This is a genomic window from Actinomadura sp. NBRC 104412, from assembly GCF_030269515.1.
Taxonomy (GTDB): Bacteria; Actinomycetota; Actinomycetes; order Streptosporangiales; family Streptosporangiaceae; genus Spirillospora.
Genome location: NZ_BSTM01000018.1, coordinates 98,410 through 124,511, shown reverse-complemented (window position 1 = coordinate 124,511; position 26,102 = coordinate 98,410). Strand labels below are relative to the sequence as shown.

The window sequence follows — 26,102 nt, the reverse complement described above, 5'->3', positions numbered from 1 at the left end:
CTAGATGATGGGGGTCTGCCCGAGCCCGCCGGAGGAGAGCCCGTCGGGCATGGGCACGGGCCCGTCGGGCTTGCGCACGGCGGCGAAACGCAGGCGCACGTAGTCGGCGACCCACCCGGATTCGCGTCGCAACGCGGGCGCGGCGAGGTCGTTGATGCGGGCGAGCAGCGGCTCGACCAGCTCCGGCGGCACGTCGGCGAGGGCGCGGGGCGCGTAGACGCGGACCCAGTCCGCGGCGCCGTTGGGGCCCTCGGTCATCCGGGACGGGCGGTCGGCGTGTTCGAGCAGCCGCAGAGTGAACCCGCCCTCCTCAAGGCGGGTGGCGTACTCGGCGGGGCTGGGGAAGTACCACGGCAGCTCCGGCTCGCCGAGCCCGAAGACCCGCCAGGCGGTCTGCATCGCCACGATCAGCTCCGCGCAGTTGCCGGCGCCGCCCAGCTCGCCCACGAACCGCCCGCCCGGACGCAGCGCCGCGTGCACCCGCGCGATCACCGCGTCGGGATCGCGGGTCATCCAGTGCAGCGCGGCGTTGGAGGCGACCGCGTCGTAGGGCTCGGTGGTGGTGAACTCGTAGGCGTCGCCGACCGCGAAGGACAGCCCGGGATGCTGCGCGGTGGCCTGCGAGATCATCTCGGGCGAGCCGTCGATGCCCAGTACCTCTGCGCCCCGCTCGGCGATCTCCGCGGTGAACGCGCCGGTGCCGCACCCCAGGTCGATGATCCGCTCGCCGGGCTGCGGGTCGAGCAGGTCCACCAGTGGCGCGCCATGCGCGGAGACGTACCCGAACGCGGAGTCGTACGTCGTCACGGCCCAGTTCACCGTCGTAATTTATCCGATCGGTCCTCGGGATGAGGTCGCGTTGCCGATGCGGGCCGCCTCTGCACGTTCCGTTTCACGCAGGTCAGGCGTGAGGCCCCCGGCGGCCCGCGGCGGCGCGCGGTCGGCTACGGTCGGGCCATGGACGGGCGGGACGCGGCCGGGGCCGAGATCAGGATCGTGGGGACCGAGCGTCCGGAGGGCCTGGAGCTGCGCACCCGGGGCCTCGCGGCGCGCGGAAGGCCCGAGCTCCGTGTCTCCGGCCTGCCCCCGTACCTGGGTCAGGGCTGGGCGCGCGTGCTTGCCGCGCTGGCCGGGCGGCTCGCGCGCGTTCCGGCCGGCGGCCCATCTGAGCCATCTGAGTCACATGAGCCATATGAGATGGAGCTCACCCCCGAAGGCGAGGGCGGCACGCCGGTCCTGATCGGGCTCAAGGCCGATCGGGGCGATCTGGTGGCGGTCCCGCCGGGCGGCTTCACCGGGCGGGTCGAGGACTGGCGCCGCGAGGTCCTTCTCGCCCTCTTCCCCTCCGCCCACTCCTGACGCCCCCGCCTTTTTAGAATCGGATTCTGTTCAACCCGGGACCGCGAGCCGCCGCCCCGGGCCGCGCCACGGGAAGGACCGACAGTTGCCGAAGAGCCAGGTGCCGTACGGCGAGATCGAGTACGAGGTTCGCGACGCGATCGCCACGATCACCCTCCACCGCCCCGATCGCATGAACGCCTTCACCTACACGATGTGCGCGGAGCTGATCGACGCGTTCGACCGGATCGACGCCGACGACGACGTGCGGGCCGTCGTGGTCACCGGGGCCGGGAGGGCGTTCTGCGCGGGCGCCGATCTCGGGCACGGCGGCGCCACGTTCGACCGGGAGAAGTCCCCGGACAGGTACCAGGGCGACACCGACGTCCTGGAGGACGGCACGCCGCGCGACGGCGGGGGGAAGGTGGCGCTGCGGATCGCGCGCTGCCTCAAGCCGGTGATCGCCGCGTTCAACGGCGCCGCGGTCGGCGTGGGCGTGACCCTGACGCTGCCGATGGACGTGCGGCTGGCCAGCGACAAGGCCAGGTTCGGGTTCGTCTTCGCCCGGCGCGGGATCGTCACCGAGGCGGCGTCGAGCTGGTTCCTGCCGCGCCTGGTCGGAATCGCGCAGGCGATGGAATGGGCCGCCACGGGACGGGTATTCGACGCCGGAGAGGCCCTGGCGGGCGGGCTGGTCTCCCGCGTGTACCCGCCGGACGAGCTGCTGCCGGCGGCGTACGCGCTGGCCCGCGAGATCGCCGACAACACGTCGGCGGTCTCCGTCGCCGTGATCCGCCGGCTCATGTGGTCCGGTCTGTCGGCACCGTCCCCCTGGGACGCACATGGCGCCGATTCCCGGCTGATGGCGGCACTCGGCGGCGCCCCCGACGCGGCCGAGGGCGTGACGTCGTTTCTCGAAAAGCGACCGGCCCGTTTCGTCATGCGGATCAGCGAGGATCTTCCGGCCGAGGTCCCCGATTGGCCTGTGCCATAAGCGTTGTCCGCTGCCCGGATCTGCCGCTCTTACGCCGAGTTGACGGTCATTTTGGGGTACGAGGGAAGTTCACCCTAACCAGGGGAAACGTTGGTGTGTGACCGCCAGATCCTTAGGGTATCTAGCGCCCCACGAGCGAATTGGATGTCCAATTCAAGACGTTTTAGGGGGCAAGGTGCGAAGCACTATTTATCGGGCACTCTTCGTATTGGGACTGTTCTTCTCGGCGCTTGCCACCGGTTGCGGCACGATGCGAGCCGGGAACGGCGGCGCGGAGGTCGAGAGCGACCAGGCGCCGGCCGCGGGGAACCAGGCCGCCCGTCCCGCCCTGCCCCCCGCCCAGCGGCGGATCGACTGCGCCAAGGTGAGGTGTGTGGCGTTGACGTTCGATGACGGCCCCAGCGTCCACACCCCCAAGCTGCTCGACACGCTGCGCCGGTCCGACACGCGCGTCACCTTCTTCGTCCTGGGGCAGAACGTGGAACGGCATGGCTCCACGGTGCGGCGGATGGTCCACGAGGGGCACGAGGTCGGCAACCACAGCTGGTCCCACCCGATCATGCCCAGCCTTTCGCCGCGCGCGATGCGCAGGCAGATCCAGCTCACGCAGCAGGCGGTCAGGCAGGCTTCGGGCGTCACGCCCAAGCTGTTCCGTCCGCCGTACGGGGCGACGGATGAGCGGGTGGCGCGCGCGGCGGGCATGCCGCAGATCACCTGGAGCGTGGATTGCATGGACTGGCATCGGACGAAGGCCCGCAAGGGCATCGCCACCGGGATGAAGGAGGCGCGGCCCGGCGGGATCATCCTTCTGCACGACACGCACGGGTCCACCGTCAGGGCGGTGCCGAAAATGCTGTCGACCTTGAAGGGACGCGGTTTCACGCTGGTGACGGTGTCGGAACTGTTCCAGGGCAAGCGGTTCGAGGCGCAGGCCACGTACACGAACCTTGAGTAAGGCCCTGCGGTGAAGGACGCGGTGACGAAATAGGGCGCGGGAGGCGCTCTTTATCGTGGGCGGCGGCGAGGTGGTGGCTGCGGCGGCACCACCTTGGCCGCCACCATGATCTCCTCGGGGACCTCGACCGTCTCGCCGGTGCGCCGCCGCACCCGCAGCAGTCCGCCGGACCAGGATTCGAGAACCCCCACCACGTCGCTGTACTCTCCCGTTGCCATCCGGCGGCGCAGCGAGATCCGCTGGCCGACGTCGGCGGGCGTGATGGTCACCACCAGCCGCGCGGCGATGTGGCCGGACATGAGGACCCCCGTGTCGAATCGACCGAGCCGTGATGGCAATACTATTCACAGCGAGCATGCGGTGAGCCGTGACGTGCGGCGGGGCCGGAAAACCCGAGAGGAGTCACCGACGTGACCTACGTCATTGCGCAGCCCTGTGTGGACCTGCTCGACAAGGCATGCATCGAGGAATGCCCGGTCGACTGCATCTACGAAGGGAAGCGCCAGCTCTACATCCACCCCGACGAGTGTGTCGACTGCGGTGCTTGCGAGCCGGTTTGCCCGGTTGAGGCGATCTACTACGAGGACGACGTCCCCGATCAGTGGAAGGACTTCTACAAGGTCAATGTGGAGTTCTTCGACGACCTGGGCTCGCCCGGTGGCGCCTCCAAGGTCGGCAAGATCGACAAGGACCACCCGATCGTGGCCGCGCTGCCGCCCCAGGAGCACGACGAGTAGTCGCTCCGGGGTCCGGAGCGGACGTCCCGCGGCCCTCCCGTGTGACGTCGTGGACTTCCGATAGACAAGGGTTGCGTACCCTCAAGGCCGTGGTCTCCTTGCGTCGAGGCCACGGCCTTGAGGGCTGTGAGGAGCTGTGAGCGCCGTTCCCGAGGTGCGCGGAGAGGCAGGACAGGTGGGCTTGCGGACGCTGCCGGACTTCCCATGGGACAAGCTGCGGCCGTACCGGCGGCGGGCGGCCGGGCATCCCGGTGGCGTCGTGGACCTGTCGGTGGGGACGCCGGTCGACCCGACGCCCGGGTTCGTCCGGGACGCGCTGGCCTCCGCCGCCGACTCCCCGGGCTACCCGCAGACCTACGGGACGCCCCGGCTCCGCGAGGCGGTGGCGGACTGGGCGCGGCGGCGGCTCGGCGTGACCGGCGCGGACCCGGACGCGGTGCTGCCGGTGATCGGCAGCAAGGAGCTGGTGGCCTGGCTGCCGACCCTGCTGGGCGCGGGCCCCGGTGACCGCGTGGTGTTCCCCGAGCTGGCCTATCCGACCTACGACGTGGGCGCCCGGCTGGCCGGCGCGGAGCCGGTCGCGCGGGACGGGCTGCTGTCCCTCGGGCCCGTCCGGCCGAAGATCGTCTGGGTGAACTCGCCGTCCAACCCGACGGGGAAGGTGCTGCCCGCCGAGCATCTGCGCAAGGTGGTGGCCTGGGCGCGCGAGCGCGGCACGGTCGTCGTCAGCGACGAGTGCTACCTGGAGTTCGGCTGGGACCCGGCCCATCCGCCGATCTCGATCCTGCACCCGGACGTCTGCGACGGGTCGCACGAGGGGCTGCTCGCGGTGAACTCGCTGTCCAAACGGTCCAACATGGCCGGGTACCGGGCCGGGGTCGTGCTCGGCGACCCGGCGCTGATCACAAGCATGCTGGAGACCCGCAAGCACGCCGGGATGATCGTCCCCGCGCCGGTGCAGGCGGCGATGACCGCGGCGTTCTCCGACGACGCGCATGTCGACGAGCAGCGCGAGCGGTACCGGGCCCGCCGGGACGTCCTGCGCGCCGCGTTCGAGCGCCACGGCTTCCGCGTCGACCACTCCGAGGCCGGCCTGTACCTGTGGGTGACGCGGGACGAGCCGTGCTGGGACACCGTGGGGCACCTGGCCGACCTCGGCATCATCGTCGGGCCGGGCGACTTCTACGGCCCCGCGGGCGCGCGCCACGTCAGGGTCGCCTTCACCGCGACCGACGAGCGGGTGGAAGCCGGCGCCGCCCGGCTGTGAGCGCACCCGGCCGGGGGCAGGCGCCGCTAGCCCCGGCCCGCTTCGCGGACGGCGGCCTCGGGGCCATGGCGGCGCAGCACGTCGTACAGCTCGGCCGTCCGCCGCACGAACTCCGAGTGCTCGCCCAGCTCGGCGCCCAGGAGCCGCTCCTTGAGCAGCGCGTCCCGTACCAGGCCGGCGCCGTCCGCCGCCGTCGCGGCGAGCCGGCCCAGCCGGTCGCGGGCGGTGTCGCGCACGTCGCGGACGGCGGCGGGAAGGTCGTCGCCGGGCAGCGGTGCCAGGCAGCGCAGGTACGCGGCGACCGTCAGCGCGAGGTGGTGCGGCATGCGTCCGGAGCCGAGATGGTCCAGCGCCGGGCGGACGAGGCGTTGCGGCAGTTTCAGCGAGCCGTCCGAGGCGACCTGCGCGGTGCGGTGCCCGAGCGCGGAGTTCGCGAACCGCTCGAACAGCCGCCCCACATACTCCCCGATCTCGATCTCCGCGGGGACGGTCAGCGTCGGCAGGTAGTCGGCGGCCAGCACCGAGCGCGCCGCCGATTCGACGAACGGCAACGCCACCGCCTCGGGGATCGTGCGCCGGCCCGACAGCAGCCCCAGGTACGCGATGAGCGAGTGCGTCCCGTTCAGCAGGCGCAGCTTCAGCAGCTCGTAGCCGGCCACGTCCGCGGTGAAGATGGCGCCGCCCGCCTCCCAGCGCGGGCGTCCCGCGGCGAAGGCGTCCTCCAGGACCCACATGCTGAACGGCTCGGCGGGCACGGGCGCGCGGTCGTCCAGCCCGAGCCGGGCGGAGGCCAGCGCGCGGTGGCGGTCCGTGGTGGCGGGCACGATCCGGTCGACCATGGTGGACGGGAAGGCCGCGTTCGCGCCGATCCAGTCCAGGAGGTCGTCGCCGCCGGGGAGGTGGGCGGCGAACTCGCGCACGAGCCGCCGCGTGAGCTCGCCGTTGCCGCCGAGGTTGTCGCAGCTCACCACGCTGATCGGCGGCCCGCCCGCGCGGGCGCGTGCGCGCAGGCCCGCCACGATCTGGCCGATCGGGGTGCGCGGCGCGTCCGGTTCGGCGAGGTCGTGGCGGACGAGCGGCGAGTCCAGGTCGAGGCCGCTCGACGCGCGGGCGCAGGTGTAGCCGCGTTCGGTGACGGTCAGCGTCACGACGCGGGTGGACGGCGCCGCGATCCGTTCGACCAGCGCGGCGGGCTCGTCGGCGGCGACCAGCACCTCCGTGTGCACGGCCGGCACCTCCACCTGCGCGCCGCCGGGCCAGATCTGGACCACCGAGTAGAGCAGGTCCTGCGCGGCCATCGCCGACACCACCTCGCGTGAACGGTGCGCGGCGCCGACGATCCCCCAAGGCCCGTCCTCTTCGGCCAGTGCGGCGGCGGTGTAGACGGCCTGGTGGGCACGGTGGAAGTTGCCCAGTCCCAGGTGGACGATCCCCGGTTCCGGTGGCCGGTGCCGTTCGGGACGCCTCGCCGCCGCAAACGTGGCGCTCGAAAGCCGGGGGAGGGACGGCGGTCCGGCGGGACGGAGACGCACGTGACGCGTGGCCAGTTCCGCGGTCGCGGCGAAGGAGGGGATATGGCCGGTGCCTCCGCGGCCCGACACCGAGAGGGACGCCGCCGCGATCCCGCGCGCCACCGCCCGGCCCAGGTCGTCGCCGAGCGCGAGCCGGGCGGTGACGGTTCCGGCGAAGCAGTCCCCGGCGCCTGTCGTGTCCACCTGGCCCGGGTTGGGCGGGATGGGCGCCGTCCACCAGCGCTTGCCGTCGCACAGGAGGACGGATTCGGCGCCGGAGGTCACCGCGACCGCGTCCGCGCCGAGGTCGAGCGCGCGGGTCGCGGCCTTCCACGGGTCGGCCGTGCCCAGGAGCGCCTGGGTCTCGGCGGGGCTGGAGGGCGTGAGCAGTGCCGTGTACGGGGCGATCGCCGCGAGGACGTCCCGTGCCTCGGCGGCCGTCGTCAGCCGTCCCCGGAAGTTCGGGTCGTAGGTGACATGGCCGCCCGCGGAGTGGACGAGGCGCGCGGCGGCCAGCGTGGCGTCCCGCGCGGACGGGGAGAGCGCGGGAGTGATCCCGGTGACCACGAGCGCCGTCGCCGAGGACAGCGCGCCGGAGAGCCGTTCGATGTCGCCGGGGGACAGGGTGGAGGCCGCGCTGCCGGTGCGCCAGTAGACGAACTCGCGCTCGCCGTCCGCGTCCATGTCGGGCGACAGCAGGTACGCGCCGTTGGGACGCGCGGCGCGCCACACGAGCGAGGTGTCCACGTCCAGCGCGCGCACGTGCTCGAGCAGCGGGGCGCCGAGCTCGTCGTCGCCGACGGCGGTGAGCAGCGCGGTCCGCGCGCCGGCGGCGGCCGACGCGGCGGCGGCGTTGAGCGCGTCGCCGGAGAACGACAGGCGCAGCGCGGTGCCGTGCCGTGCCCGCCGCAGCGGCGCCTCCGAGCGCAGCTCGACCAGCACCTCCCCGATCGCGATCACGTCGTACGGGCGCCGCGTCATAGGCATTCCATGTAGTGAAACGATATATCGTATAATTGAACACTGGGACGCTAACCGGCGACCGGAAACGCTGTCAATGGACGGGTGCGAGCCGAGATGATCAGTTGGCTGGCATCCAAAACCGGCGAAAATCGGTGAAACCGATGTGTCGGTTGATGGCCGTGTATGGCCGTACATGGCCGGATGGTCAATCTTGTAGGGCCGGCCCCCGATACAATCCGGCGCGTTGTTCGCCTTTCCCCTGTGGAGGTGCCCGTGGCCGGGCCAGTGATCGCCATCCTGTTGGCGCTCATCCTGTGCGCCCTGGCCGTCATCATCGTCCTGCTGGCGCGGCGCCGTCCCCCGTCCGGCACAGCGGGAACGCCGCGCGACCCGTTCGCGGCCGAGGACCAGGCCGCCGGCGACCCGCGGACGATCAAGGCGGGCGACATGGTCGAGTACCTCGGCGTGCGCTACTTCGTGCGCGGCTCGGTGCGGCTGCGCGAGGGCGGCTTCACCTGGAGCGAGCACCTTCTGGACGCCGACACCATCGAGGGCACCAAGGTCTGGATCTCCGTCGAGGAGGATCCCGACCTGGAGGTCGTCTGGTGGACCGAGCTCGACGTCGGCGACCTCGTCCCCGACAAGAGGACGCTGACCGTGGACGGCGTGGAGTACCGGCGCGAGGAGCACGGCACCGCCGACTACGCCAGCGAGGGCACCACGGGTCTCGGGGAGAAGGGCCGGGTCGAGTACGTCGACTACGAGGGGCCGGGCGGCCGGTACCTGTCGTTCGAGCGGTACGGCGGCGGCGCGTGGGAGGCGGGCACGGGCGAGCGCGTCCCGAACGGCACCCTGACGATCTACCCGGGAAGCGGGAGCTGAGGGCCGGCCCTTGCGCACGACTCTCGACACCCCCTACGCCGACACCAGCGCGGCGGCGCTGTCGTTCGCGCTCGGCCTGCCCCGCCTGGACGCGCTGGCCGTCCTCGCCCTGGAGGCACCGGACGGCGGCGGCGTCCACGTCGAGCTGCGCCTGCTCGGCGCGTCCCACCAGGTGCTCGCCGGGACGTTCAGCGAGACCGTGGCCTGCCTGCCCGGCGAGCGCGAGCCTGTGCCCGGCCGGTTCCGCGGGACGGCCGGCGGCTGGGCGTACGACTTCGCCTCCGTCACGGCGGCGCACGACGCCGCCGGGTTCCGCCGGGCGGTGGACGACCTGCGCGACCTGCTCTCGGGACGCGACGACGCCCTGACCGGGACGTTCCCGGGCTCCCCGTACGCCGTCACCGCCCTGGTCCTCGACCCGGCGGGCGACGGCGGGCCGGAGCTCCCCGGCCCGTCCCTCGAACCTCTGGACCACCCGGTCCCCGCCGGCGGGCGCGCGCTGCGGGCCGGGTGGCGGACCTGGCACGCCTACCCCCAGACCCAGGAGATCGTCATGACACGGAGCCGGTTGGTGAGCGCGCGATGAGCCCGCCCAAGCCGAGGCCCGGCGCGGGGCAGGGAAGGGAGCGCGGCCTCAAGGGGCCCGCGATCGGCTCCATGCTGCTGGTCGGGCTCGGCGTGACCGTGCTGCTGCTCGCCCTGTTCGCCGGGCGGACGTCGCCGCGCGGCTGGATTCCGCAGAACTACACCCGTGTGGCGCCCGGCACCTACCAAGCCCAGGACCCGCCGCTGCGTGTGGCGTCGCGGATCACCAGCAGGTTCAAGACCGAGCACCGCGTCTACACACCCGGCGGGATCTTCCTCCGCTACCACAACGCGGTGGTCGCGATCCTGCCGAGCGGGCGCGGCTCACGCATCACCGTCGACGACCCGGACCGCGGCTACGCCCGCTACCACTCCTCGGTCGGTGGCGCCTGGGGCGGCCCAGGCGGGCGGGCGTCCTCCTTCCGCGGCGGCGGACCAGGGGAGGGCAAGTGAGCACCGGCGGCGGGGAGAAGAAGTCCGGTAAGGGCGGCGTGCTCGGCTGCTCCATCATCGCCGTCCTCGTCCTGCTGGTCGTCGTCGTGCCGATCCTGTGGTCCATGTGGAGCGAGGGCCTCATCGACGGCACCGACGAGAGCGTGGAGACCGCCCCGGTGTTCGGCCCGCGGGACGCGGGACGACTGGTCGAACGGCTGTCCGCCGCCTCGGCCGCGCAGGGGGTCTGCTACGGCTGGGTGATCGAGTCGGGACGCACCCGCGCGATCCCCAAGGTCACCCCCTCCTACAGCGGCACCCCGGCACCCATGCCGACACGGCCGTCCAGTCCGGCGCCCACGGAGACCGGCCCGTCGGTCATCGAGCGCGAGATGATCGAGACGGAGCTGGAGGAGCTGAACGACCCCGGCGTCGAGTACGGCTCCAATCTGGGCGTCGGGATCGACCCGCGCCAGCGTCCCCAGCAGTGCCCGAAGTGGGTGGTGCTGACCGCCGACTACACCTACGACCGGACCGGCCAGTACTGGAGCAACGGGTACCTCAGCGTGGACACCAGCTCCGACCTCGAACTGAACAGATACAACCTGTCCTCCGTCTACGTGGACGCGCTCGGGCAGAGCACCCGCTCCGGTCCGGACGACGACTACGACAACTTCTTCGGGCCCCACGCCATCGCCAGGCTCGCGGACGCGATCTCCGCGCTGCCGCTGATGGTCGCGGAGGAGGGCCTGGCGCCGCCCCCGCCCGTGGCGCCCGGCGCGGAGGGCACGGCGCAGGGCGCTCCACCGGGTGACACGCTGCCGCGGTCCAGCCTGGCCCGCCCGATCTTCACAGGTGTCGGGATCGTGTTGATCGCGGGCGGGGTCGTCTGGATCGCCGTCGCCGCCGTACGGAAGCGGAGGAGCACCACCTCATGATCGAAGACATCCTCCAGGAGAGCGGTGCCGCGCTGGCCTATGGCGTGGTCGGCATCGGCCTGATGGCCCTGGGCTACCTGGTGGTCGAGCTGACCACGCCGGGCAGCCTGGGCCGGCAGATCTGGACCGACCGCAACCGCGGCGCGGCGCTGATCCTGGCCGCCAAGCTGCTGGGCGTGGGCGCGATCGTCACCACCGCCATCGCCGCCAGCGAGGACGACCTGGCCGCCGGGGTGCTGAGCACGGTGGTCTACGGTGTGCTCGGCATCCTGCTGACGCTCGTCGCGTTCTACCTGCTGGACCTGCTCACGCCGGGCAGGCTCGGCGCGACCGTGGTCGACGCGGCCGAACTGCACCCCTCGTGCTGGGTGGTGGCCGCGACCGACCTCGGCACCGCCGCGATCGTCGCCGCCGCCATCTCCTGAGCGCGTCTCGGGACCGTCTCGGGGAGGTCCCCATGACAGAAACCCAGGTCCCGTCCGGCGCGGCCTCCGCGCCGGACGGGGAGGAGCGCCCCGACGGTGCGGAAGCGCTGCGGCTGCCCGCCCGCGCGGCCCGCGCGCTCGTGCTGGCCGCCGTGTTCACCTGCGCCGCCTGCGGCCTGGTGTACGAGCTCGCGCTGGTGGCGCTGGGCAGCTACCTGATCGGCAACTCGGTCACGCAGGCGTCGATCGTGCTGTCGGTGATGGTGTTCGCGATGGGGGTCGGGTCGCTGGCCGCCAAGCCGCTGCAGCGGTTCCCGGTCGCCGCGTTCGCCGTGGTGGAGGGCGCGCTGGCGCTGCTGGGCGGGCTGTCGGTGCTAACTCTGTACGCGGCGTTCGCCTGGCTGAACCTGTACGTGCCCGCGCTGGTGGTGGTGGCGTTCGCGGTCGGCGCGCTGATCGGCGCGGAGATCCCGCTGCTGATGACGCTCCTGCAGCGGATCCGGCGGCAGGACGCGGGCAGCGCGGTCGCCGACCTGTTCGCCGCCGACTACGTGGGCGCGCTGATCGGCGGGCTGGCCTTCCCGTTCTTCCTGCTGCCGCTGTTCGGGCACATCAGGGGCGCGCTGCTGGTGGGCGCGGTGAACGCCGTCGCGGGCATCGCCGTCGTGCTGTGGCTGTTCCGGCGGCAGATCGGCAACCGCGCCAGGGCCGCGCTGTGGGCGGGGATGGCCGCGGTGCTGGCGGTCCTGGGCGGCACCTACGCGCTCGCCGGCGACTTCGAGGTCTCCGCCCGCCAGGCGCTCTACCAGGACCCGATCACGCTGGCCGAGCGCACCCCGTACCAGGAGATCGTGGTGACCCGGAAGGTGACGCTGTCCGGCCGCACCGACCTGCGCCTGTTCCTGAACGGCGACCTCCAGTTCTCCTCGGTGGACGAGTACCGCTACCACGAGTCGCTCGTCCACCCGGCGCTGGCGGGGGCGCGCGGGGACGTGCTGATCCTCGGAGGCGGGGACGGCCTGGCGCTGCGCGAGGTGCTGCGCTACCCGGACGTGCGCAGCGCGACCCTGGTCGAGCTGGACCCGGAGATGATCCGGCTGGCCCGCACCCACAAGGAGATCGCCGCCCTCAACCGGCACGCCTTCGACGACCCGCGGGTCCGTGTCGTCACCGCCGACGCCTTCTCCTGGCTGCGCTCGGCGCCGCGCCGCTACGACTCGATCATCGTGGACATGCCGGACCCGGACGACGTGGCCACCGCGAAGCTGTACTCGGTGGAGTTCTACGGCCTGGCCCGGCGCGCGCTGGCTCCGGGCGGGCGGATGGTCGTCCAGTCCGGCTCCCCGTTCTTCGCGCCGCGCTCGTTCTGGTGCATCGAGAGGACGATCCGCGCGGCCGGGCTGTCCACCGTCCCGTACCACGTGGACGTGCCCAGCTTCGGCGACTGGGGCTACGTTCTGGCCTCGTCGTCCGCGGCACCGCCCACGCTGGGCCTCGCGGCCTCGCCGCCCTCCGGCCTGCGCTTCCTGGACGCCGAGGTGCTCCGCGCGTCCGCCACGTTCGCCAAGGACCTCCGCCGCACCGACGTCGGCGTCAACACCCTCGTCCATCCCCGCCTGGTCGAGTACGAGAACGACGAATGGAAGGACGTGTAGCGGGTTCCGCACCGGACGGGCGGGGCGCTGGAGTCAGTCGCGGGAGGTCGACTGCCGGATGGCGCGATCCACGGCCCTCTGGAAGGACTCGACCAGGGAGTGGATCATCAGGGGTTTCAGCTTGACGGCGAGTTCCAGCAGGGCGTCGCGTTCCTCCGGTGGGCGGCCCCGTTCGCGGTACGGGCGTACGACCGTGTCCTGGAAGACGCGCTGGAGCTCGGCGGCCAGCTCCGAGGTGTGGCGTTCGATCGACTCGTGTATGGCGATCAGGGCGTCCAGGGGCAGTGCCGACAGTTCGGCCGCGGTGCCGAGCGAGCCCGGCCCGAGCAGGAGGACGGTGCCGTCCGGCCGCTGCTCGATCACGCCGAGCGCGGCCAGCTTCTTCAGCGCCTCGTCGTCGAGCCGGCGGCCGATGCGCCGGTCGAGCTCGCTCCGGTCGAGACGCTCGGGCTCCTCGCGCGCCCACGGGGACAGCAGCGCGCGTTGCAGGGCCAGGTCCTCGGGGGAGGCGTCGTCCGGGATCCGCTCCATGTGCCGTTCGATCGCCGCCAGCGTGAGGCCGAGCGCCTGGAGTTCCCGGACGAGCTCCAGCCGCGCGAGATGGTCGGGTCCGTACCAACCGGTGCGGCCGCGCAGGCGGGGCGGCGGGAGCAGGCCGCGCCCCGCGTAGAACCGCACCGTGCGGACGGTGAGGCCGGCGCGGGCGGCGAGCTCGTCGACCGTCATCTCGTCGTCGGGCAACCCTGGCCTCCTATGTGACAGCTCCAGTGTTACATTATTGCTGTCAGGAATGACTTACCCAGGCGCGAGGAGCCCGCCGGATGGCACGTGAGATCTTCACCGACGAGCACGAGGCGTTCCGCGACATGGTGCGGTCCTTCATCGCGAAGGAGATCACCCCGTACCACGAGCAGTGGGAGCGGGACGGCATCGTCTCCCGCGAGGTGTGGCTGGCCGCCGGGCGGCAGGGCCTGCTCGGCATCGAGGTCCCCGAGGAGTACGGCGGGGGCGGCATCGCCGACTACCGCTACTACGTCGTCCTGAACGAGGAGCTGGCGCGGGCCAACGTGCACGGCCCCGGCTTCGCCGTCCACAACGACATCAACGGGAGCTACCTGCTCAAGCTGTGCTCGGAGGAGCAGAAGCGGCGCTGGCTGCCCGGCTACTGCTCGGGCGAGCTGATCACCGCCATCGCGATGACCGAGCCGGCGGCGGGCTCGGACCTGCAGGGCATCAAGACCACCGCGGTGCGGGACGGCGACGACTACGTGCTGAACGGCTCCAAGACCTTCATCTCGAACGGCATCCTGGCCGACCTGGTGATCGTGGTCGCCAAGACCGACCCGTCCGCCGGGGCGCACGGCGTCAGCCTGCTGATGGTCGAGCGCGGCATGGAGGGCTTCGAACGGGGCCGCAACCTCGACAAGGTCGGCATGCACGCCCAGGACACCGCCGAGCTGTTCTTCGACAACGTCCGCGTCCCCCAGGCCAACCTCCTCGGCGAGGAGGGCATGGGGTTCATCTACCTGATGCAGAACCTCGCCCGCGAGCGGCTGTCGATCGGCGCCACCGCCCAGGCGGGGGCCGAGGCCGCCTTCGAGCAGACCCTGGAGTACTGCAAGACCCGGGAGGCGTTCGGGCGGCCGATCGGCAGATTCCAGCACAACCGGTTCACGCTCGCGGAGATGAAGACCGAGCTCACCGTCACCCGCTCGTTCACCGACGAGTGCATCCTCAAGGAGAGCAGGGGCGAGCTGAGCGCCGAAGAGGCCGCGATGCTCAAGTACTGGAACACCGAGCTGCTCAAGCGCGTCGTCGACCGCTGCGTCCAGCTCCACGGCGGGTACGGCTACATGACCGAGTACCCGATCGCCAAGGCGTACCAGGACGTCCGCATCCAGACCATCTTCGGCGGCACGACCGAGATCATGAAGGAGATCATCGGCCGTTCCCTCGGGGTGTAGGGAACGCCGGGCGGCTCACGGCTTGCGGCCGATCCCGCCGTAGGCATGGGCCTCGGCGGGCGGACCCAGGGGGCTCGGGTCGGGCCTCCACAGGGGGAGGGAGACCACGCCCGGATCCAGCGGCTCCAGCCCCTCGAAGAACCGGGCGATCTGCGCGGGACTGCGCAGCCGGTACGGGACGGCGCCGGTGTCGTCGTAGCCCTTCTGGGCCTCCAGGAAGGCGGCGTCGGTGTCGGTGCCGTCCTCCAGCACCAGGTAGCTGCCGGACGGGAGCGGCGCGAGCAGGCGCCGGACGATCGAGAGCGCCTCGTCGTCGTCCGTGACATGGCCCATGATGCCCATCAGCATCAGCGCGACGGGCTCGTCGAAGTCCAGGTGCTCGCGGGCCAGACCGATGATCTTCTCGGGCTCGTGGAGATCGGCCTCCACATAATGGGTGGCGCCCTCCGGGTGGCTCGACAGCAACGCGCGGGCGTGGACGAGGACGAGCGGGTCGTTGTCGACGTAGACGATCCGCGAGTCGGGGGCGATCCGCTGCGCGACCTGATGGGTGTTCTCCTCGGTCGGCAGCCCGGTCCCGACGTCCAGGAACTGCCGGACGCCCTCCTCCGCGGTCAGATGGCGGACGGCGCGTCCCAGGAACTCGCGGGAGATGCGCGCCAGCTCGACGATCCCGGGGAACACCGCCGTGTAGGCGTCCCCGGCCTCCTGGTCGACCTGGAAGTTGTCCTTGCCGCCCAGCCAGTAGTTCCAGATCCGCGCCGAATGCGGAACGCTGGTGTCGATCCCCGCCATGAGGTCCTTCTCGGCGCTGGCGAAGAAGTCGCGCTCGTCGCTTCCCATGATCGCCCTTCCGTGGGGGTCGGTGGCGTTCTTCCCATGAGAACAGACGGCGCGCCGCGAGCCTAGAACGCGTTCACCCCCGGAGCCCGCGCAGCAGCCGCTCGCTGTCCTCCGGCGAGAGGGCCTCGATCGCGAGACGCCCCAGCAAGGCGCGGTAATGGCCGACGTCGTTGCTCCGCGTCGGATAGAGGCCGTAGTCGCGCTGCTCGACGAAGGCCACATCCGGCAGCCGCCGCTCCCCGAAACGCAGCAGGCTGAGCGGTCCGTCGGCGGAGTCGTGGCCGTGCGCGTCCTCGGGCATCACCTGGATGGTCACGGGCGGGAGCGCGGCGACCCGGCAGAGATGGTCGATCTGGCGGCGCATCGCCTCGTCGCCGCAGATGGGGTTGCGCAGGACGCCTTCGTCGATGATGGCCCAGAGCCTCAGCCCGTTCGGCTGCCACAGCGGTTCCTGCCGGCGCATGCGCAGGTGCACGAGGCCGTCCAGTTCCGGTGTGGACGCCGTGGGACGGTCCCGCCGGAACGCGGCCCGCGCGTACGCCTCCGTCTGGAGCAGCCCGGGGATGAAACGCGGCGCGTAGGAGCGGACGAGGCGGGCCCGGCGTTCCAGGGTCAGGTAGGGCCCCAGCCATTCCGGCACGAGATGGCGGCCGACATGCCACCACGCGTTCTCGGTGTTGCGCGCGGCCGAGTCCAGCAGCCATCTGCGCTGGGCGTCCTCGTCCCTGTCCCTGTCGCACGTGGCGGGTGCCTTCCCGAACGCCGTGCTCACGCCGTCCGGGGCGCTCTTGGTCGCCACGGGACGCGCTTGCCAGGCGGCGTTGATCGCGTCGAGGCGGAGCCGCAGCAGGTTCAGGCCGTCCGGCCGCGGGGGACGGCCCTTCTCGGCGGCGAGATCGCACAGCACGGCCCACAGCGACTCGGCCAGTTCCGTCCTGGGCGGGCGCGTGTGGTCGCGGTGAAGCAGGTCGTGCACGGTGGAGCGCGGCAGCCGGGTCACGCGCACGCCGTACGTCGCGGTGCGGGCCGCCTGGAGCCGCTCCGACCTCCGCTCGATCAGGGCGAGCGAGGGTTGACCGGCCGATGCGCGCAGCCTCGCGAACTCGCCGACGAGGGAATGGATCATGGCTGCGGGATCATCGGGCACGGTCTACGATCACCTTTCCGGCCGGACGGGACCTTTTCATGGCAGCGCAGCCTAGCCCCCGGCTTCGCAAGAAGTCCGGCGAAACCTACATTCACCGTGAACGCTGGGATTTCACTTGACAGCCGTTTCTTTGGCACCGGGTGCAGGATGTTGCGATGGCACCGGGTGCACAAAATGGCCACAGGGGAGTTCCCCGGAGAAGACGGGCATGGCGTCCGAGGTCATCCGGCCTGTTGCGTCGTTCTTGACGAAGGATGACCGGCGCTGTCGTATTTGACTAGATATCGATGTCGCCCTCCGTCCACGGGCCGGGAACGTAGAGCCAGGCATCCTCGCCGAAGTCCGTGCCGGGCGGCGCACAGCGCACCCTCCGGAACTCCTCCGGACAGGGGGACCGGAAGCCGTGCCGCACCACGTCGTCATAGAGCACCCCAGAGACGATCACGGCCAGATCGGCCTCGGGGAGGAGAGCGAGGGCCTCCTTGACGGGAGGACTGTTGAGCAGCCGGAAACAGCGGACGATCGTGTCCCCGCCGAAGCCCAGCGAACCGGCCGGAACCAGACCCATGGTCAGCGAGACCCGCAGCCGTATCCGCGCGGGCGGCATGAGCAGGGCGTTCCTCGCGCGCAACTCGACGCGCAGCGCGTACAGGAGGTCCGGTATCACCACGGTCGGATCGATGTCGCCGGGCGCCACCACCAGGGTGCCGTCCCCCGCCGTCTGGTCGATCCGCTCCGGCAGCCCGGCCGAGCGGAGCGCGTTCAGCATGACCTCGTTCATCTCGTCCTGCGCGAACAGCTGCTCAGGCGTACGCCGGGTGCTCCAGCGGACGATGTCCGCCGCGCAGCACAAGGCCGTCCGCGCGTCCGTGCTCGCGGCCCCGCTCATGCCAGCCACGCCTTCGTGCCGTCCACCGCGACCGGCCGGAAGGCGTCCGGGCTCAGGTCCAGACGGAAGCCCGGCGCGACGTACTGCTCGTACAGAGCGCGCGACAGGACCACCGCGAACGGCGCCTCCGCCTCCTCCTGCGCCGCGACCAGGCGGGCCAGCCGTTCGGCGACGCGCGGGCCCTGGCCGACCGGCCCGTCCGGTCCGCCGACGGTGGGCCCCATCGCGAACGCGACGAGCAGCCGGAGCCGGGCCTCCGGGACGCGGCGCCCGTTGTGAAGCGCGAGCCTGGCCGCCGCCCGCCGTGGCACCTCGGCGAGGACGGACGGCACGTCCGCGTCGGCGGGCAGCGTCACCGCCCACCCGCCCGCACCCGCCCGGGTCCAGGTCCCGCGGGACGGGACGCCCGCCTCCTCCAGCGTGCCGCGAATAATCTTTTCAACGTCGCGGAGCGTCGAAACCGACCGGCGAATGGCGCCCGCGTCGTCGCGCACATGCCAGAACAGATGAAGTTGGTGAGGTACATATGTCATGGTTAACGACGTTAACTCCCGCGGACGGGAGGGGCGGGCGTGACTGCCCTTCCTGTGTACCATTCGATGCATTCGCATATGCACCCGTGCGCGGAGAGCCGGGGGTGGGCTTCGCGTGCCGAAGTACGAGCTCGGTGCGGCCCGGAAACCGCACGAGATCATTTTGGAACTCACGATGATCGACAAGTATGACGCCGACGCTCTGGTCCGGCGGCACTGGGACACCTGGCCAGACGCCAGCTTCCTGTCCGGCCTGCCCGACCAGGACGCCAAGGACCTGCTGAGGCGTGGGAAGCCGCAGGCCCACGGCGAGGGGGTGACCCTGATCCGGGAGGGCGAGCCGGGCGACTCGGTGTTCCTGCTGGTCCATGGCGCGGTCAAGGTCTTCACCGATCGGAAGCCGCGTGGGTGCGTGCTGCACGACATCCGCTCCAGCGGCGACGTCGTCGGCGAGTTCGCGTTCATGGACGGCGGCCCGCGCAGCGCCACGGTCAGGACCAGCCTGCGCGACAACCTGGTGGTGGCCGTCCCGTTCGCCGCGCTGAGCGAGATCGCCCGCGAGCGGCCGGAGATCCGCCGCGGGCTCGAGGTGGCCATGGGGGAGAAGGCGCGGGCGCAGATGAGGCGCCACTCGGACGGCCCCCGCAGCCTGGAGATCCGCCTGGCGCGCGCCCTCGTCGAGCTGACCGAGCGCCACGGCCGCGAAACCCGTGACGGCCTGGAACTGGCCGTCGGGATGACCCAGGAGGAACTCGGCTCGTACGTCAGCACCAAGCGCAACAGGGTGAACGGCGTCCTGAGGAGGCTCGGCAAGGACGGCGTTCTCAAGACCGGGCGGAAGACCATCATCGTGCTGGACATGCAACGGCTCAAAGAGCTGGCGCGATCCTGACCGTTGTGTCATGGACCGTGCACAGCGCCGATCCGATGGCCCAACCCGCTTCGCAACACTTCGCGTGGCGCGGCATGCTCTACCGCTATGAAGAACGCGACACGGCAACGTGGCCGTGCGGGTCCACTGCATCTTCTCGTGACGTTCGGCCCGGCCACGGGACGTCCCGTACACGTCCGGACCCGGCAGCTGAACCTGATGAAGACGTTCATGGACGGCGCCGCCGAGGCCGTCGGCGCCCCCCAGGACGCGGTGGTCAGGGTCGGGGAGGCCGACGGCCTGCTCTACGCGATGCCCGTGGCGACCGGCCACGACGGCGCCGTGGAAAGGCTGCCCGACTCGCTGCTGCGTCAGCTCGCGCGGCACAACCGGCACGCCGACGAGGCCGACCAGGTCGCGGCGATCCTGGCGTTCTCCTGCGGCCCGAGCGAGGAGGTCCCCGGCGGCCTCATCGGCCCCGGACGCGACCAGGCCGTCCTCGAAGCCGAACTGCCCCGCCTCCAGGACGCCCTCCGTAACGCCCTGCCCGGAACCGTCCTCGTCGTCATCGATGACGGCCTTTTCCGCAACTACGTCGAACCCGAGTTCGGCGAGAATCTGCACGCCGGCGACTTCACAAGGATCCACGCCGACCCACCGATCTGGCTCTGCATCAAGCCACCCCCACCCCGCCCCGCCACATCCCGCGAACCCATCCCCATTCGCCTGCCCATCGCACAGCCCGCACCTACGTCCCCCGGCCGCCGCCGCATCGCCCTGGCCGCCGCCCTGGTCCTCCTGACCCTGGGCAGCCTCCTGGGCTGGAAGCTCCTCTTCACCACCCCTGGCCAAACCAACGGCGAAACGTACGTTCCACCCTCACCCACTCAAGGCATGGGACGGGCACCATCGAACGGATCCGTCCGCAGCGCCCCAAGCGTCCCGCCCCAGCCGGAAAGCGGCGTGGCGCGGTTAGTCGTCCTCCTCGGTAAGACCGAACCAGCGCCAGATCACCCCAACGACCCAGACGACCCGCCCAAGTGCCCGCTGCTCAAGGGTGTGGAAGGTCGGTATCCAAGGTGTGCCCCAGACCCTCCGGTCTTCGCGAATCTTCGCATACTGCCCGATTGATGCATGATTCCACCTGACTGGTTCCCCTTCTGAGAATTACTTAATAGTCTGACTGGCGCGTCCCTGTGGAGGTGGCGGCCGCGTCCCCGCGCTCGTGTGGCCGTGATCTTTGTGATCTGTTGCCCGACCAGCGGAGGTGGCCATTTCCGTGGTCATGGACGCTCACGCCGAGGCCCGTGGTGCACCGCCCGTGGCCTATACCGGGGGAAGCGATGGGGATTGATCGGAACGATCCGAACCAGCCGCCTCCTGACAAGCCCGACAAGCAGGAGGGCAGTTCCGCCGACCAGCAAGGCGGCGGCGTAAAGCTTCGGGACAACCCCGGTTCGCCCGACCAGCCGTCCCGTCTGGAGAGCAAGCGCTACGCCGGCCTCAACGCCCAGGAACGCAAGGAATACGACGAGAAGAACGCGAAGTCGACGGAGGCGCGAACCAGCCCGGAGAGGGCGGACAGATCAAACGACGCGCCCGCCGGCTCGCGGCGACGTGGTGGGGAGCCGCCTCCGGATAATCCCGGCTCGCCGAACCAGCCATCCCGCCTGGAGTCACGCCGGATCGCCGCCAACGCAGGCGAACGCAGGACGGAGACCCCCGGCCCCGTCCAGGACGACGAGACGAGCGAGCAGGAACGGTCGCGTACCGAGACACCGTCCCGGGAGGTCCGGGACGACCGCCAACGCGACCCGCTCGACCGCCAGGCCCCGCCGCAGTCCGCTGAGCCCAGCGCCGCCGACCGCGACGATCATCCCGGCGAGGTCACGGAACACCCATCCGGTCAGCCACCGGACGACAAGACCGATCGGACCTCCAACGGCCCCCGTGACCAGCCGGCGCAAGCCGCAGATCGAACGCGCGACAACGATGGCAGTTGGAGAACCCCGCCGAGCGAATCCGGCACGGACGCTCCCAAGCCAGGCCAGGAAACCGCCAACAGCGAAGCGCCGGATTCCTCCGACCGCACCACAACCGAGCCCGCCGAGGCGAAACCCCCGTCCGCTCCCCGCATCGACCAGAGCAGGGACGGCGAAGTCCCCTTCGAAGGGCAACTCCCCGAAGCCACAGCCGCCGACGCGTCCACCGATCGAGTCGACCCGACTCCCGTCCGGCGCCCCGACGAATCAACCGAACCAAAGGAGGTCGAATTCCCAGCCGAGCAGGAAAGGGACCGCACCCCGTCCACACCCGAAGCCGAGCGCCCTGAGACCGCCGAGCACGGCAACGACTCGTCCACAGCAGAAACAGATCAGCCAAAGCCGGACCAGACGGCAGAACCCTCGCCTCCATCGACTGCCGACCGGCCTCCCAACATCATTGCCCCCGTCGGTCCGGACGGGCGCTTGCTGAGACAAGGGGAGATCTTCGCGGTCCGCCCGGGCGAGCAACCACCCCAACGGACGGAGGATTTCGGCCGTCCAGAACTCTATGACCGCACCCGAGAGGGCACCCGCGAGCCCAATCAAGAACAGGACGTACCGGACATCACCGAGCCGGATCCAGAAACGACCGACCGCGACAGGCGTGCGAGGCACCAGTTCTTCAAGCAAGCAGAGGGAATCAGCGACGCGGTCAAGAAGGGTGGGAACAAGGCTGGCGATATCTTCCATCCAAACCCGAACAAGGATGTTTTGCCGAGCACCGTTCGCGACACCAGCCAGATGCGCGATGCTGATCATCAGCCCTGGAAGCTAGGAGACGCCGCCGTCGGGCTTGCAGTGACGGGTGCGGTGGTGTATTTGGGTGTGAGGCGGGGCGCGCGGATGCTTGGGCGAAAAATAGGAAGTGGTCATGACCGTTAGTGATAAGCAGGTTGCGGCAGTGAGGGCACTGCTTACCGGACAGAGCGAGGAGCACAGTCGCCTGATCGACGAGATGGGCCCTGTCGACGTCGGGAGAGGTTACACGGCACTCGTGGCCGCCGGTGTGTTCGAGCTGATCGACAAGCGCTTCATGCGTGAGGGCGTGGCGGCACCGGATGACGATATTGTCGCTTATGTCGCTTTTGCAAGACAGAAATCAGAGGCTTTCGCGGAGGGGCTCAAACCCGGCATTGCCGAACGCGTCATGTTGGCTGCGCTGGATAAGGCCGAGCTGGCCGACATCGACAATAATGACGTTGCCATGGCGCAGTTCTATCTGCTGATGTCGCTCGTCCATGACGAGCAGTTCTCTGACGAGGAGCTCGATACCTTTCTCATGCGAGCCAGGAAAACGGCCGACATTTGGTTGGCCGAAAAATAAATTATAAAATGAGAGCCGAGTCCCTGGCTGAGCAGAAAAGGCACCACCGACATGCCTGGTACTGACAATAAGCCGCTCCAAGCCGGCGATGACGCTGTTGCGATCGTTGTAGTGAGCGTGACCGCTTAGGACGACCAAGCTCTCTGCAGGTGGACCAAGAAAAGGCCGGGAGGGACAGTGCCCGTTAAGGACAAGGAATATGACGCCCTCCTTGCCCTTCTGAGGGGACGAAGTGACGAGCACGGTCGCCTGCTCGATGAGCTGGATCCGGCAGAGCAGGCACGCGGATACGGGGCGCTTGTTTCGGCGGCTCTGCTGGAGATGGCGGAGAAGCGGTTCATCAGAAATGGCAAGTACGTGCCTGGGAGTGAGGTTGTGGCCTACGTTGCCCACGCACGATCGATGTCCGATGCTTTCGCTGATGAGGTTGATCCCAGGATCGCTGAACGTGTTCTTTTCTGTGCGCTCGATCAGGGCGACCTCGACGATATCGATGCAAGGGTGATCTTCGAGACGCAGCTGTGGTTGCTGGTCGCCCTCGTACGCGACGAGCAATTCGCGAGTGATGCCGAGCTCGAATCTCTCCTTAACGAGGCCAGGCAACTCGCTGATGACGTGATGGAGATGTGATGGATGCTGTCTTTTGGGATGGCCGCTCGAATCGTTGCTGAAAGGTAGTAACGAGGACGGCCGGTGAGGGGTTGGAGACGTGATGGAGCCTCCGAAGGTCGAGTTTCGGCACGAAGATCTCGAGCTGTTGCGGCGGTTCATGGTGGGTGACATGGAAGGGCTCGCCGCCTTGGAGGGCGATCCAGAGGATGCCCGGATGCAGGCGGTGTGGTGGCTGTTCATCTCGGCCTTCACGGTGGCGGTGCGGCGGAGGTTCGGTGAGTCGTTCACCCGCAATGCGATCATCGAGTTCGTCGCGGAGCTGCGGATATCCATGGGCAAGGACCGCGATGAGCTCGACCCGAAGGTCGCCGAGGACTGGATCCGTAACGCCCTCGACAATCTGCCCTTGGAGGAACAGGTCCTCCTCCCGAAGAACCTGGATGCCTTGGTATCCGCCACGCTTTTCATTTTGGAACGGCTACGTGACGAGGGCATCGTCGGCGAGGCGGGTCTGGACGCATTCCTACAGGAGACGATGGACTACGCCAAGGAAGTTAACGAAAGGCTGCCCAGCATCTGGGATGAGGTCGGTCCGCTCGTTCAGCCGCATATTCCCCAGGGCGAAGGGCCGTCGGGGGCCTGACCGGGACGCCTGTCAGGTTGCGCATGTGTGGGATTTTGTTATCGGTGACGTGACGTTCGGTGGCCCGCACGCAAGATCGGTAGAGCGATAATGCCGGTATCCGATAGGCAGATGGCAGCCCTTGAGATGCGCCGGTTTGCCGGCGACACGAGCGGGGTGGTGTACGACCCGGCCTGTGGCGTCGGTGACCTGCTGCCGTCCGTCGGCGGCGACGGCGTAAGCGCCCGGGTCGGGCAGGACGTAGCCGAGGGCCGCCGGAGCTCGTCAGGTTGCGCGCGGCGGCCGAGCGGCGGCGCGGGGTGATTTAGACCGCTCGGGGCGGCTCCCTGCGCGACGACCGGTTCCCCGACGTCGGTTCGAGGCGGATGTATCAAACATCAATTCATCAGAATCATACGTTTACGCTAAGGGCGGATCGTTGACATGTCCTTCCAGATCATCTGGCCTCCGTACTGGCTTTGCTGCATGGCCGTCCGAACTTTAGGCAAACTGCAAACCAGGTTGGCATTGCTACTACAAGCTCCGCGAAGATTGCGGCAACGCCCCTGCCGTTGATGGACGGTGAGGTTCAACGGCAGTAGCAGAAAAATATCGATGCGATCCCGCATAGAAAATGCGGCGGAAGTGTTGCGTTCGCAATTGGGGTTGCTGGAGGAGTGGCGGCGGGTGTTGATTACAACGGCGGTTACGGGGGAGTTGGATGTGACGACCGCACGCGAGGTTTGTAATATAACAGGTAACACCCCCGACGGTGGCCGGGGGTGTTCTGTACGGGGGTTACTTTCTGGCGTAAGTTATGAGCGCTGCGAATTCGCTATTGCCGAAGGATGGCTGCGGCCCGTTCGGGGCTTTGCTGTCTCGCACGGCGACCTGAGTTCCGGTGCGCGCGATCTCAATGCAGCTTCCGCCAGAGTCGTCGCTGTAGCTCGCCTTTCGGCCACTCCGTATGATTCAAAACCCCTCCTTGCGGTTGGTGGGGGACTGATGCTACTTCCTGACGTGGGCCAGGAAAGCTGCGAATGCGTCGCGGTCCAAGCGCAACTTCGCACCATCCGGGTTCTTGCTGTCGCGGACAGCAATTCCGTGCGGGAGGGCAGCGACTTCCACGCACTGGCCGCCGCTGCTGTCACTGTAGCTAGATTTCCGCCACTTCAAGTTTTCCAACGTTCCTCTTTCGTGCGTTGGATGAGATCGATGCTCATCCCGACGGGCAATGCATGCGCGCGTATCGCCGAGAAGTCGTCCTTCATCGTGGCGATGTCCTTGTGCGCATCAAGGATCATGCCACGAGCCGCTGTCGCCACATAGCCGACTTCGGCTCCTCTGGGCAACGTGGCGACAGTGAACTCCCCCTTGTTGCCCGGGTGAGACTGGCCGTTGGGTACGACCTGGACGCTGAGACGTGATGAGACGGCCTCGCAGAGCCGGTCGAGCTGAGGCCCCATCACCCCCGCTCCACCCACGTCGTACCACAGCACGTGTTCGGGGAGAAGGTAAACGAGACGAGGAGCGTCGGCTTTGGTGAGAACGGCTTGCCTGGCCAGGCGAGCCTCTACCTGAGGGCGATCACCGAACAGGACTATTTCCGCGTACTCCTCGGTCTGTAGCAGCCCGTACACGACACACGGATTGTAGACGCAGAGAGCTTCTGCCTCGTCCTCGATGATCGGCCACTCGACGAACCACTCGGGGACGGGGTTGCCGGGGCGGCGGGAGAACAGGCCGTCCCATAGGTGGGCCAGGGCCTCCCTGGTTTCCAGGGTCTGGTCGCAGGCTACGGCGAAGCCGCGTTCGCAGCCGGATTCGGCGCGTTCGACCGCGCCGATGAAGCTGGGGGAGTAGTTGATCTGCTCCGCGAGCTGGGCGATGGACAGGCCCATCATCATCCGGTAGCGGCGGACCTCGGATCCGAACAGGTGTGTCGCGCCGTCGCTGGGGGTCAGCTGCTTGGGGGGTTGCGGCACTGCATCCTCCTCATGACCAGTGGATGACCAGAGATCACCAGAGTCCGCCATTGATGGCCGGACTTTGAACCGGTGCGCTCGTTGTTTCTCACCAAGAATCCCACTTGGCGCCAGGGTAAGCACAAGAACGGCGGAAAGGAAACGCTTCATGTCCGATTTGCTTGTTTTGAAAGCATTGCCGCAAGCGATCAAGGAGGCTCGGGATTTCGTGGCCTGTGTGGCGGGCGGGTACGGCCTCGACGACTACGTCCCGCGGCTGGTGGCCAGCGAGCTGGTGACCAATGCGTGGCGGCATTCGTCCAAACGGCAGGACATCGTCCTGCGTGCCTTTCCGACAGGGGACGACCCGGTCCGATTGATCATCGAGGTGTGGGACGCCGATCCGCGGCCGCCCGTCCTGTGCGCCCCCGGCGATTCGGACGAGTCCGGCCGCGGGATTCTGCTGCTGTCCGGCGTGGTCGTCCGATGGGGCACCCGTCCGTCGGCCGGGGGCAAGGTCGTCTTCGCCGAGGTGGTGTGAGGCGTGGCGCGCACGGACTTCCCGGCCGTGACCAGAGACCTGCTGGCCAGTGACGCCTCCGCGGG

The 26,102-nt window shown here is 69.5% G+C and carries 30 protein-coding genes; 19 read left to right on the top strand and 11 right to left on the bottom strand.

Features of this window, described 5'->3' with window-relative positions:
- Complete coding sequence (locus tag QSK21_RS22425; protein WP_285698626.1) at positions 1 to 819, bottom strand: class I SAM-dependent methyltransferase; 819 nt, start codon at positions 817 to 819, stop codon at positions 1 to 3.
- 138 nt (positions 820 to 957) lie between these two features.
- On the opposite strand from QSK21_RS22425, the gene QSK21_RS22420 reads away from it, so the two are divergent.
- The 3 genes from QSK21_RS22420 to QSK21_RS22410 all read left to right on the top strand — a co-directional run bounded on the left by QSK21_RS22420 (position 958) and on the right by QSK21_RS22410 (position 3,287).
- Positions 958 to 1,359 (top strand): hypothetical protein, encoded by a 402-nt coding sequence (locus QSK21_RS22420; RefSeq protein WP_285698625.1) that lies wholly within the window; start codon positions 958 to 960, stop codon positions 1,357 to 1,359.
- Positions 1,360 to 1,459: 100 nt separating this feature from the next.
- Entirely contained in the window at positions 1,460 to 2,332 is an 873-nt protein-coding gene (locus QSK21_RS22415; RefSeq protein WP_285698663.1) for a crotonase/enoyl-CoA hydratase family protein, read from the top strand.
- 250 nt (positions 2,333 to 2,582) lie between these two features.
- Positions 2,583 to 3,287, top strand: a complete 705-nt coding sequence (locus tag QSK21_RS22410) for a polysaccharide deacetylase family protein (protein WP_285698624.1) — start codon at positions 2,583 to 2,585, stop codon at positions 3,285 to 3,287.
- Between the two features lie 50 nt (positions 3,288 to 3,337).
- Here the strand turns inward: QSK21_RS22410 and QSK21_RS22405 are convergent, their stop codons facing one another.
- Positions 3,338 to 3,586 carry a putative acetyltransferase gene (locus QSK21_RS22405; protein WP_285698623.1) on the bottom strand — a complete coding sequence of 83 codons (249 nt, stop codon included), beginning with the start codon at positions 3,584 to 3,586 and terminating at the stop codon, positions 3,338 to 3,340.
- A gap of 111 nt (positions 3,587 to 3,697) precedes the next feature.
- On the opposite strand from QSK21_RS22405, the gene fdxA reads away from it, so the two are divergent.
- Together fdxA and dapC are read left to right on the top strand one after the other, a co-directional pair.
- Entirely contained in the window at positions 3,698 to 4,024 is a 327-nt protein-coding gene (gene fdxA, locus QSK21_RS22400) for a ferredoxin (protein WP_197010200.1), read from the top strand.
- 181 nt (positions 4,025 to 4,205) lie between these two features.
- Positions 4,206 to 5,291 carry a succinyldiaminopimelate transaminase gene (dapC, locus tag QSK21_RS22395; RefSeq protein ID WP_285698661.1) on the top strand — a complete coding sequence of 362 codons (1,086 nt, stop codon included), beginning with the start codon at positions 4,206 to 4,208 and terminating at the stop codon, positions 5,289 to 5,291.
- A 26-nt stretch (positions 5,292 to 5,317) separates the two neighbouring features.
- Here dapC and QSK21_RS22390 read toward each other — a convergent pair whose 3' ends face one another.
- Entirely contained in the window at positions 5,318 to 7,783 is a 2,466-nt protein-coding gene (locus QSK21_RS22390; protein ID WP_285698622.1) for a PfkB family carbohydrate kinase, read from the bottom strand.
- Between the two features lie 255 nt (positions 7,784 to 8,038).
- On the opposite strand from QSK21_RS22390, the gene QSK21_RS22385 reads away from it, so the two are divergent.
- Genes QSK21_RS22385 through QSK21_RS22360 form a run of 6 tightly spaced genes read left to right on the top strand, consistent with a single transcriptional unit; the run spans position 8,039 to position 12,682 of the window.
- Entirely contained in the window at positions 8,039 to 8,647 is a 609-nt protein-coding gene (locus QSK21_RS22385) for a DUF4178 domain-containing protein (protein WP_285698621.1), read from the top strand.
- A gap of 10 nt (positions 8,648 to 8,657) precedes the next feature.
- A complete protein-coding gene (locus tag QSK21_RS22380; protein WP_285698619.1) occupies positions 8,658 to 9,233 on the top strand; it encodes a DUF2617 family protein in 576 nt (191 codons plus the stop codon).
- A complete protein-coding gene (locus QSK21_RS22375) occupies positions 9,230 to 9,685 on the top strand; it encodes a DUF4247 domain-containing protein (protein WP_285698617.1) in 456 nt (151 codons plus the stop codon). The genes QSK21_RS22380 and QSK21_RS22375 overlap by 4 nt, the downstream gene beginning before the upstream one ends.
- The gene (locus QSK21_RS22370; protein WP_285698616.1) at positions 9,682 to 10,602 is read left to right on the top strand and encodes a hypothetical protein; all 921 of its coding nucleotides are present in this window, start codon (positions 9,682 to 9,684) and stop codon (positions 10,600 to 10,602) included. Before QSK21_RS22375 ends, QSK21_RS22370 begins: the two co-directional genes overlap by 4 nt.
- Positions 10,599 to 11,027, top strand: coding sequence for a DUF350 domain-containing protein (locus QSK21_RS22365; protein ID WP_285698615.1), 429 nt, complete (start codon positions 10,599 to 10,601; stop codon positions 11,025 to 11,027). Before QSK21_RS22370 ends, QSK21_RS22365 begins: the two co-directional genes overlap by 4 nt.
- Before the next feature lie 32 nt (positions 11,028 to 11,059).
- Positions 11,060 to 12,682, top strand: coding sequence for a polyamine aminopropyltransferase (locus QSK21_RS22360; RefSeq protein WP_285698614.1), 1,623 nt, complete (start codon positions 11,060 to 11,062; stop codon positions 12,680 to 12,682).
- Between the two features lie 33 nt (positions 12,683 to 12,715).
- Here QSK21_RS22360 and QSK21_RS22355 read toward each other — a convergent pair whose 3' ends face one another.
- Positions 12,716 to 13,423, bottom strand: coding sequence for a MerR family transcriptional regulator (locus tag QSK21_RS22355; RefSeq protein ID WP_285698613.1), 708 nt, complete (start codon positions 13,421 to 13,423; stop codon positions 12,716 to 12,718).
- Between the two features lie 80 nt (positions 13,424 to 13,503).
- Between QSK21_RS22355 and QSK21_RS22350 the strand changes: the two genes are divergently transcribed.
- Positions 13,504 to 14,646 carry an acyl-CoA dehydrogenase family protein gene (locus QSK21_RS22350; protein ID WP_285698612.1) on the top strand — a complete coding sequence of 381 codons (1,143 nt, stop codon included), beginning with the start codon at positions 13,504 to 13,506 and terminating at the stop codon, positions 14,644 to 14,646.
- A 15-nt stretch (positions 14,647 to 14,661) separates the two neighbouring features.
- Here the strand turns inward: QSK21_RS22350 and QSK21_RS22345 are convergent, their stop codons facing one another.
- From QSK21_RS22345 to QSK21_RS22330, 4 genes are all read right to left on the bottom strand, one after another.
- Positions 14,662 to 15,489, bottom strand: coding sequence for an SAM-dependent methyltransferase (locus tag QSK21_RS22345; RefSeq protein ID WP_285698611.1), 828 nt, complete (start codon positions 15,487 to 15,489; stop codon positions 14,662 to 14,664).
- Positions 15,490 to 15,562: 73 nt separating this feature from the next.
- On the bottom strand, positions 15,563 to 16,615 hold the full coding sequence (locus tag QSK21_RS22340) for a DUF5753 domain-containing protein (RefSeq protein ID WP_285698610.1): 1,053 nt from the start codon (positions 16,613 to 16,615) through the stop codon (positions 15,563 to 15,565).
- A gap of 298 nt (positions 16,616 to 16,913) precedes the next feature.
- The gene (locus QSK21_RS22335; protein WP_285698609.1) at positions 16,914 to 17,525 is read right to left on the bottom strand and encodes a hypothetical protein; all 612 of its coding nucleotides are present in this window, start codon (positions 17,523 to 17,525) and stop codon (positions 16,914 to 16,916) included.
- On the bottom strand, positions 17,522 to 18,058 hold the full coding sequence (locus tag QSK21_RS22330; protein WP_285698608.1) for a hypothetical protein: 537 nt from the start codon (positions 18,056 to 18,058) through the stop codon (positions 17,522 to 17,524). The genes QSK21_RS22335 and QSK21_RS22330 overlap by 4 nt, the downstream gene beginning before the upstream one ends.
- A gap of 115 nt (positions 18,059 to 18,173) precedes the next feature.
- On the opposite strand from QSK21_RS22330, the gene QSK21_RS22325 reads away from it, so the two are divergent.
- The 6 genes from QSK21_RS22325 (at position 18,174) to QSK21_RS22300 (ending at position 23,553) form a co-directional block, all read left to right on the top strand.
- Positions 18,174 to 18,950: a Crp/Fnr family transcriptional regulator gene (locus tag QSK21_RS22325; protein WP_285698606.1), complete on the top strand. Its 777-nt coding sequence runs from the start codon at positions 18,174 to 18,176 to the stop codon at positions 18,948 to 18,950.
- A gap of 138 nt (positions 18,951 to 19,088) precedes the next feature.
- Positions 19,089 to 20,060: a hypothetical protein gene (locus QSK21_RS22320; RefSeq protein WP_285698604.1), complete on the top strand. Its 972-nt coding sequence runs from the start codon at positions 19,089 to 19,091 to the stop codon at positions 20,058 to 20,060.
- A gap of 212 nt (positions 20,061 to 20,272) precedes the next feature.
- Positions 20,273 to 21,856 carry a hypothetical protein gene (locus tag QSK21_RS22315; RefSeq protein ID WP_285698602.1) on the top strand — a complete coding sequence of 528 codons (1,584 nt, stop codon included), beginning with the start codon at positions 20,273 to 20,275 and terminating at the stop codon, positions 21,854 to 21,856.
- Positions 21,846 to 22,298: a hypothetical protein gene (locus tag QSK21_RS22310; RefSeq protein ID WP_285698601.1), complete on the top strand. Its 453-nt coding sequence runs from the start codon at positions 21,846 to 21,848 to the stop codon at positions 22,296 to 22,298. The genes QSK21_RS22315 and QSK21_RS22310 overlap by 11 nt, the downstream gene beginning before the upstream one ends.
- A 177-nt stretch (positions 22,299 to 22,475) precedes the next feature.
- Positions 22,476 to 22,928: a hypothetical protein gene (locus tag QSK21_RS22305; protein ID WP_285698600.1), complete on the top strand. Its 453-nt coding sequence runs from the start codon at positions 22,476 to 22,478 to the stop codon at positions 22,926 to 22,928.
- A gap of 82 nt (positions 22,929 to 23,010) precedes the next feature.
- Positions 23,011 to 23,553: a hypothetical protein gene (locus QSK21_RS22300; RefSeq protein WP_285698599.1), complete on the top strand. Its 543-nt coding sequence runs from the start codon at positions 23,011 to 23,013 to the stop codon at positions 23,551 to 23,553.
- A 777-nt stretch (positions 23,554 to 24,330) separates the two neighbouring features.
- Here QSK21_RS22300 and QSK21_RS22295 read toward each other — a convergent pair.
- The 3 genes from QSK21_RS22295 to QSK21_RS22285 are packed head-to-tail and all read right to left on the bottom strand — an operon-like array spanning position 24,331 to position 25,517.
- On the bottom strand, positions 24,331 to 24,501 hold the full coding sequence (locus tag QSK21_RS22295) for a DUF397 domain-containing protein (protein ID WP_502871590.1): 171 nt from the start codon (positions 24,499 to 24,501) through the stop codon (positions 24,331 to 24,333).
- Between the two features lie 39 nt (positions 24,502 to 24,540).
- Positions 24,541 to 24,660 (bottom strand): DUF397 domain-containing protein, encoded by a 120-nt coding sequence (locus QSK21_RS22290; RefSeq protein ID WP_352231311.1) that lies wholly within the window; start codon positions 24,658 to 24,660, stop codon positions 24,541 to 24,543.
- A 44-nt stretch (positions 24,661 to 24,704) separates the two neighbouring features.
- Positions 24,705 to 25,517 (bottom strand): helix-turn-helix domain-containing protein, encoded by an 813-nt coding sequence (locus QSK21_RS22285; RefSeq protein WP_285698597.1) that lies wholly within the window; start codon positions 25,515 to 25,517, stop codon positions 24,705 to 24,707.
- A gap of 148 nt (positions 25,518 to 25,665) precedes the next feature.
- On the opposite strand from QSK21_RS22285, the gene QSK21_RS22280 reads away from it, so the two are divergent.
- Entirely contained in the window at positions 25,666 to 26,037 is a 372-nt protein-coding gene (locus QSK21_RS22280) for an ATP-binding protein (protein WP_285698596.1), read from the top strand.
- Positions 26,038 to 26,102: the final 65 nt, after the last annotated feature.

Excerpts from the sequence above, each read along its gene's own strand:
- QSK21_RS22420 (WP_285698625.1), top strand. The coding sequence starts at position 958 with ATGGACGGGCGGGACGCGGCCGGGGCCGAGATCAGGATCGTGGGGACC.
- QSK21_RS22410 (WP_285698624.1), top strand. The coding sequence starts at position 2,583 with ATGCGAGCCGGGAACGGCGGCGCGGAGGTCGAGAGCGACCAGGCGCCG.
- QSK21_RS22405 (WP_285698623.1), bottom strand. The coding sequence starts at position 3,586 with ATGTCCGGCCACATCGCCGCGCGGCTGGTGGTGACCATCACGCCCGCC.
- QSK21_RS22390 (WP_285698622.1), bottom strand. The coding sequence starts at position 7,783 with ATGACGCGGCGCCCGTACGACGTGATCGCGATCGGGGAGGTGCTGGTC.
- QSK21_RS22375 (WP_285698617.1), top strand. The coding sequence starts at position 9,230 with ATGAGCCCGCCCAAGCCGAGGCCCGGCGCGGGGCAGGGAAGGGAGCGC.
- QSK21_RS22365 (WP_285698615.1), top strand. The coding sequence starts at position 10,599 with ATGATCGAAGACATCCTCCAGGAGAGCGGTGCCGCGCTGGCCTATGGC.
- QSK21_RS22360 (WP_285698614.1), top strand. The coding sequence starts at position 11,060 with ATGACAGAAACCCAGGTCCCGTCCGGCGCGGCCTCCGCGCCGGACGGG.
- QSK21_RS22350 (WP_285698612.1), top strand. The coding sequence starts at position 13,504 with ATGGCACGTGAGATCTTCACCGACGAGCACGAGGCGTTCCGCGACATG.
- QSK21_RS22345 (WP_285698611.1), bottom strand. The coding sequence starts at position 15,489 with ATGGGAAGCGACGAGCGCGACTTCTTCGCCAGCGCCGAGAAGGACCTC.
- QSK21_RS22340 (WP_285698610.1), bottom strand. The coding sequence starts at position 16,615 with ATGATCCATTCCCTCGTCGGCGAGTTCGCGAGGCTGCGCGCATCGGCC.
- QSK21_RS22335 (WP_285698609.1), bottom strand. The coding sequence starts at position 17,525 with ATGAGCGGGGCCGCGAGCACGGACGCGCGGACGGCCTTGTGCTGCGCG.
- QSK21_RS22330 (WP_285698608.1), bottom strand. The coding sequence starts at position 18,058 with ATGACATATGTACCTCACCAACTTCATCTGTTCTGGCATGTGCGCGAC.
- QSK21_RS22315 (WP_285698602.1), top strand. The coding sequence starts at position 20,273 with ATGGGGATTGATCGGAACGATCCGAACCAGCCGCCTCCTGACAAGCCC.
- QSK21_RS22310 (WP_285698601.1), top strand. The coding sequence starts at position 21,846 with ATGACCGTTAGTGATAAGCAGGTTGCGGCAGTGAGGGCACTGCTTACC.
- QSK21_RS22300 (WP_285698599.1), top strand. The coding sequence starts at position 23,011 with ATGGAGCCTCCGAAGGTCGAGTTTCGGCACGAAGATCTCGAGCTGTTG.
- QSK21_RS22280 (WP_285698596.1), top strand. The coding sequence starts at position 25,666 with ATGTCCGATTTGCTTGTTTTGAAAGCATTGCCGCAAGCGATCAAGGAG.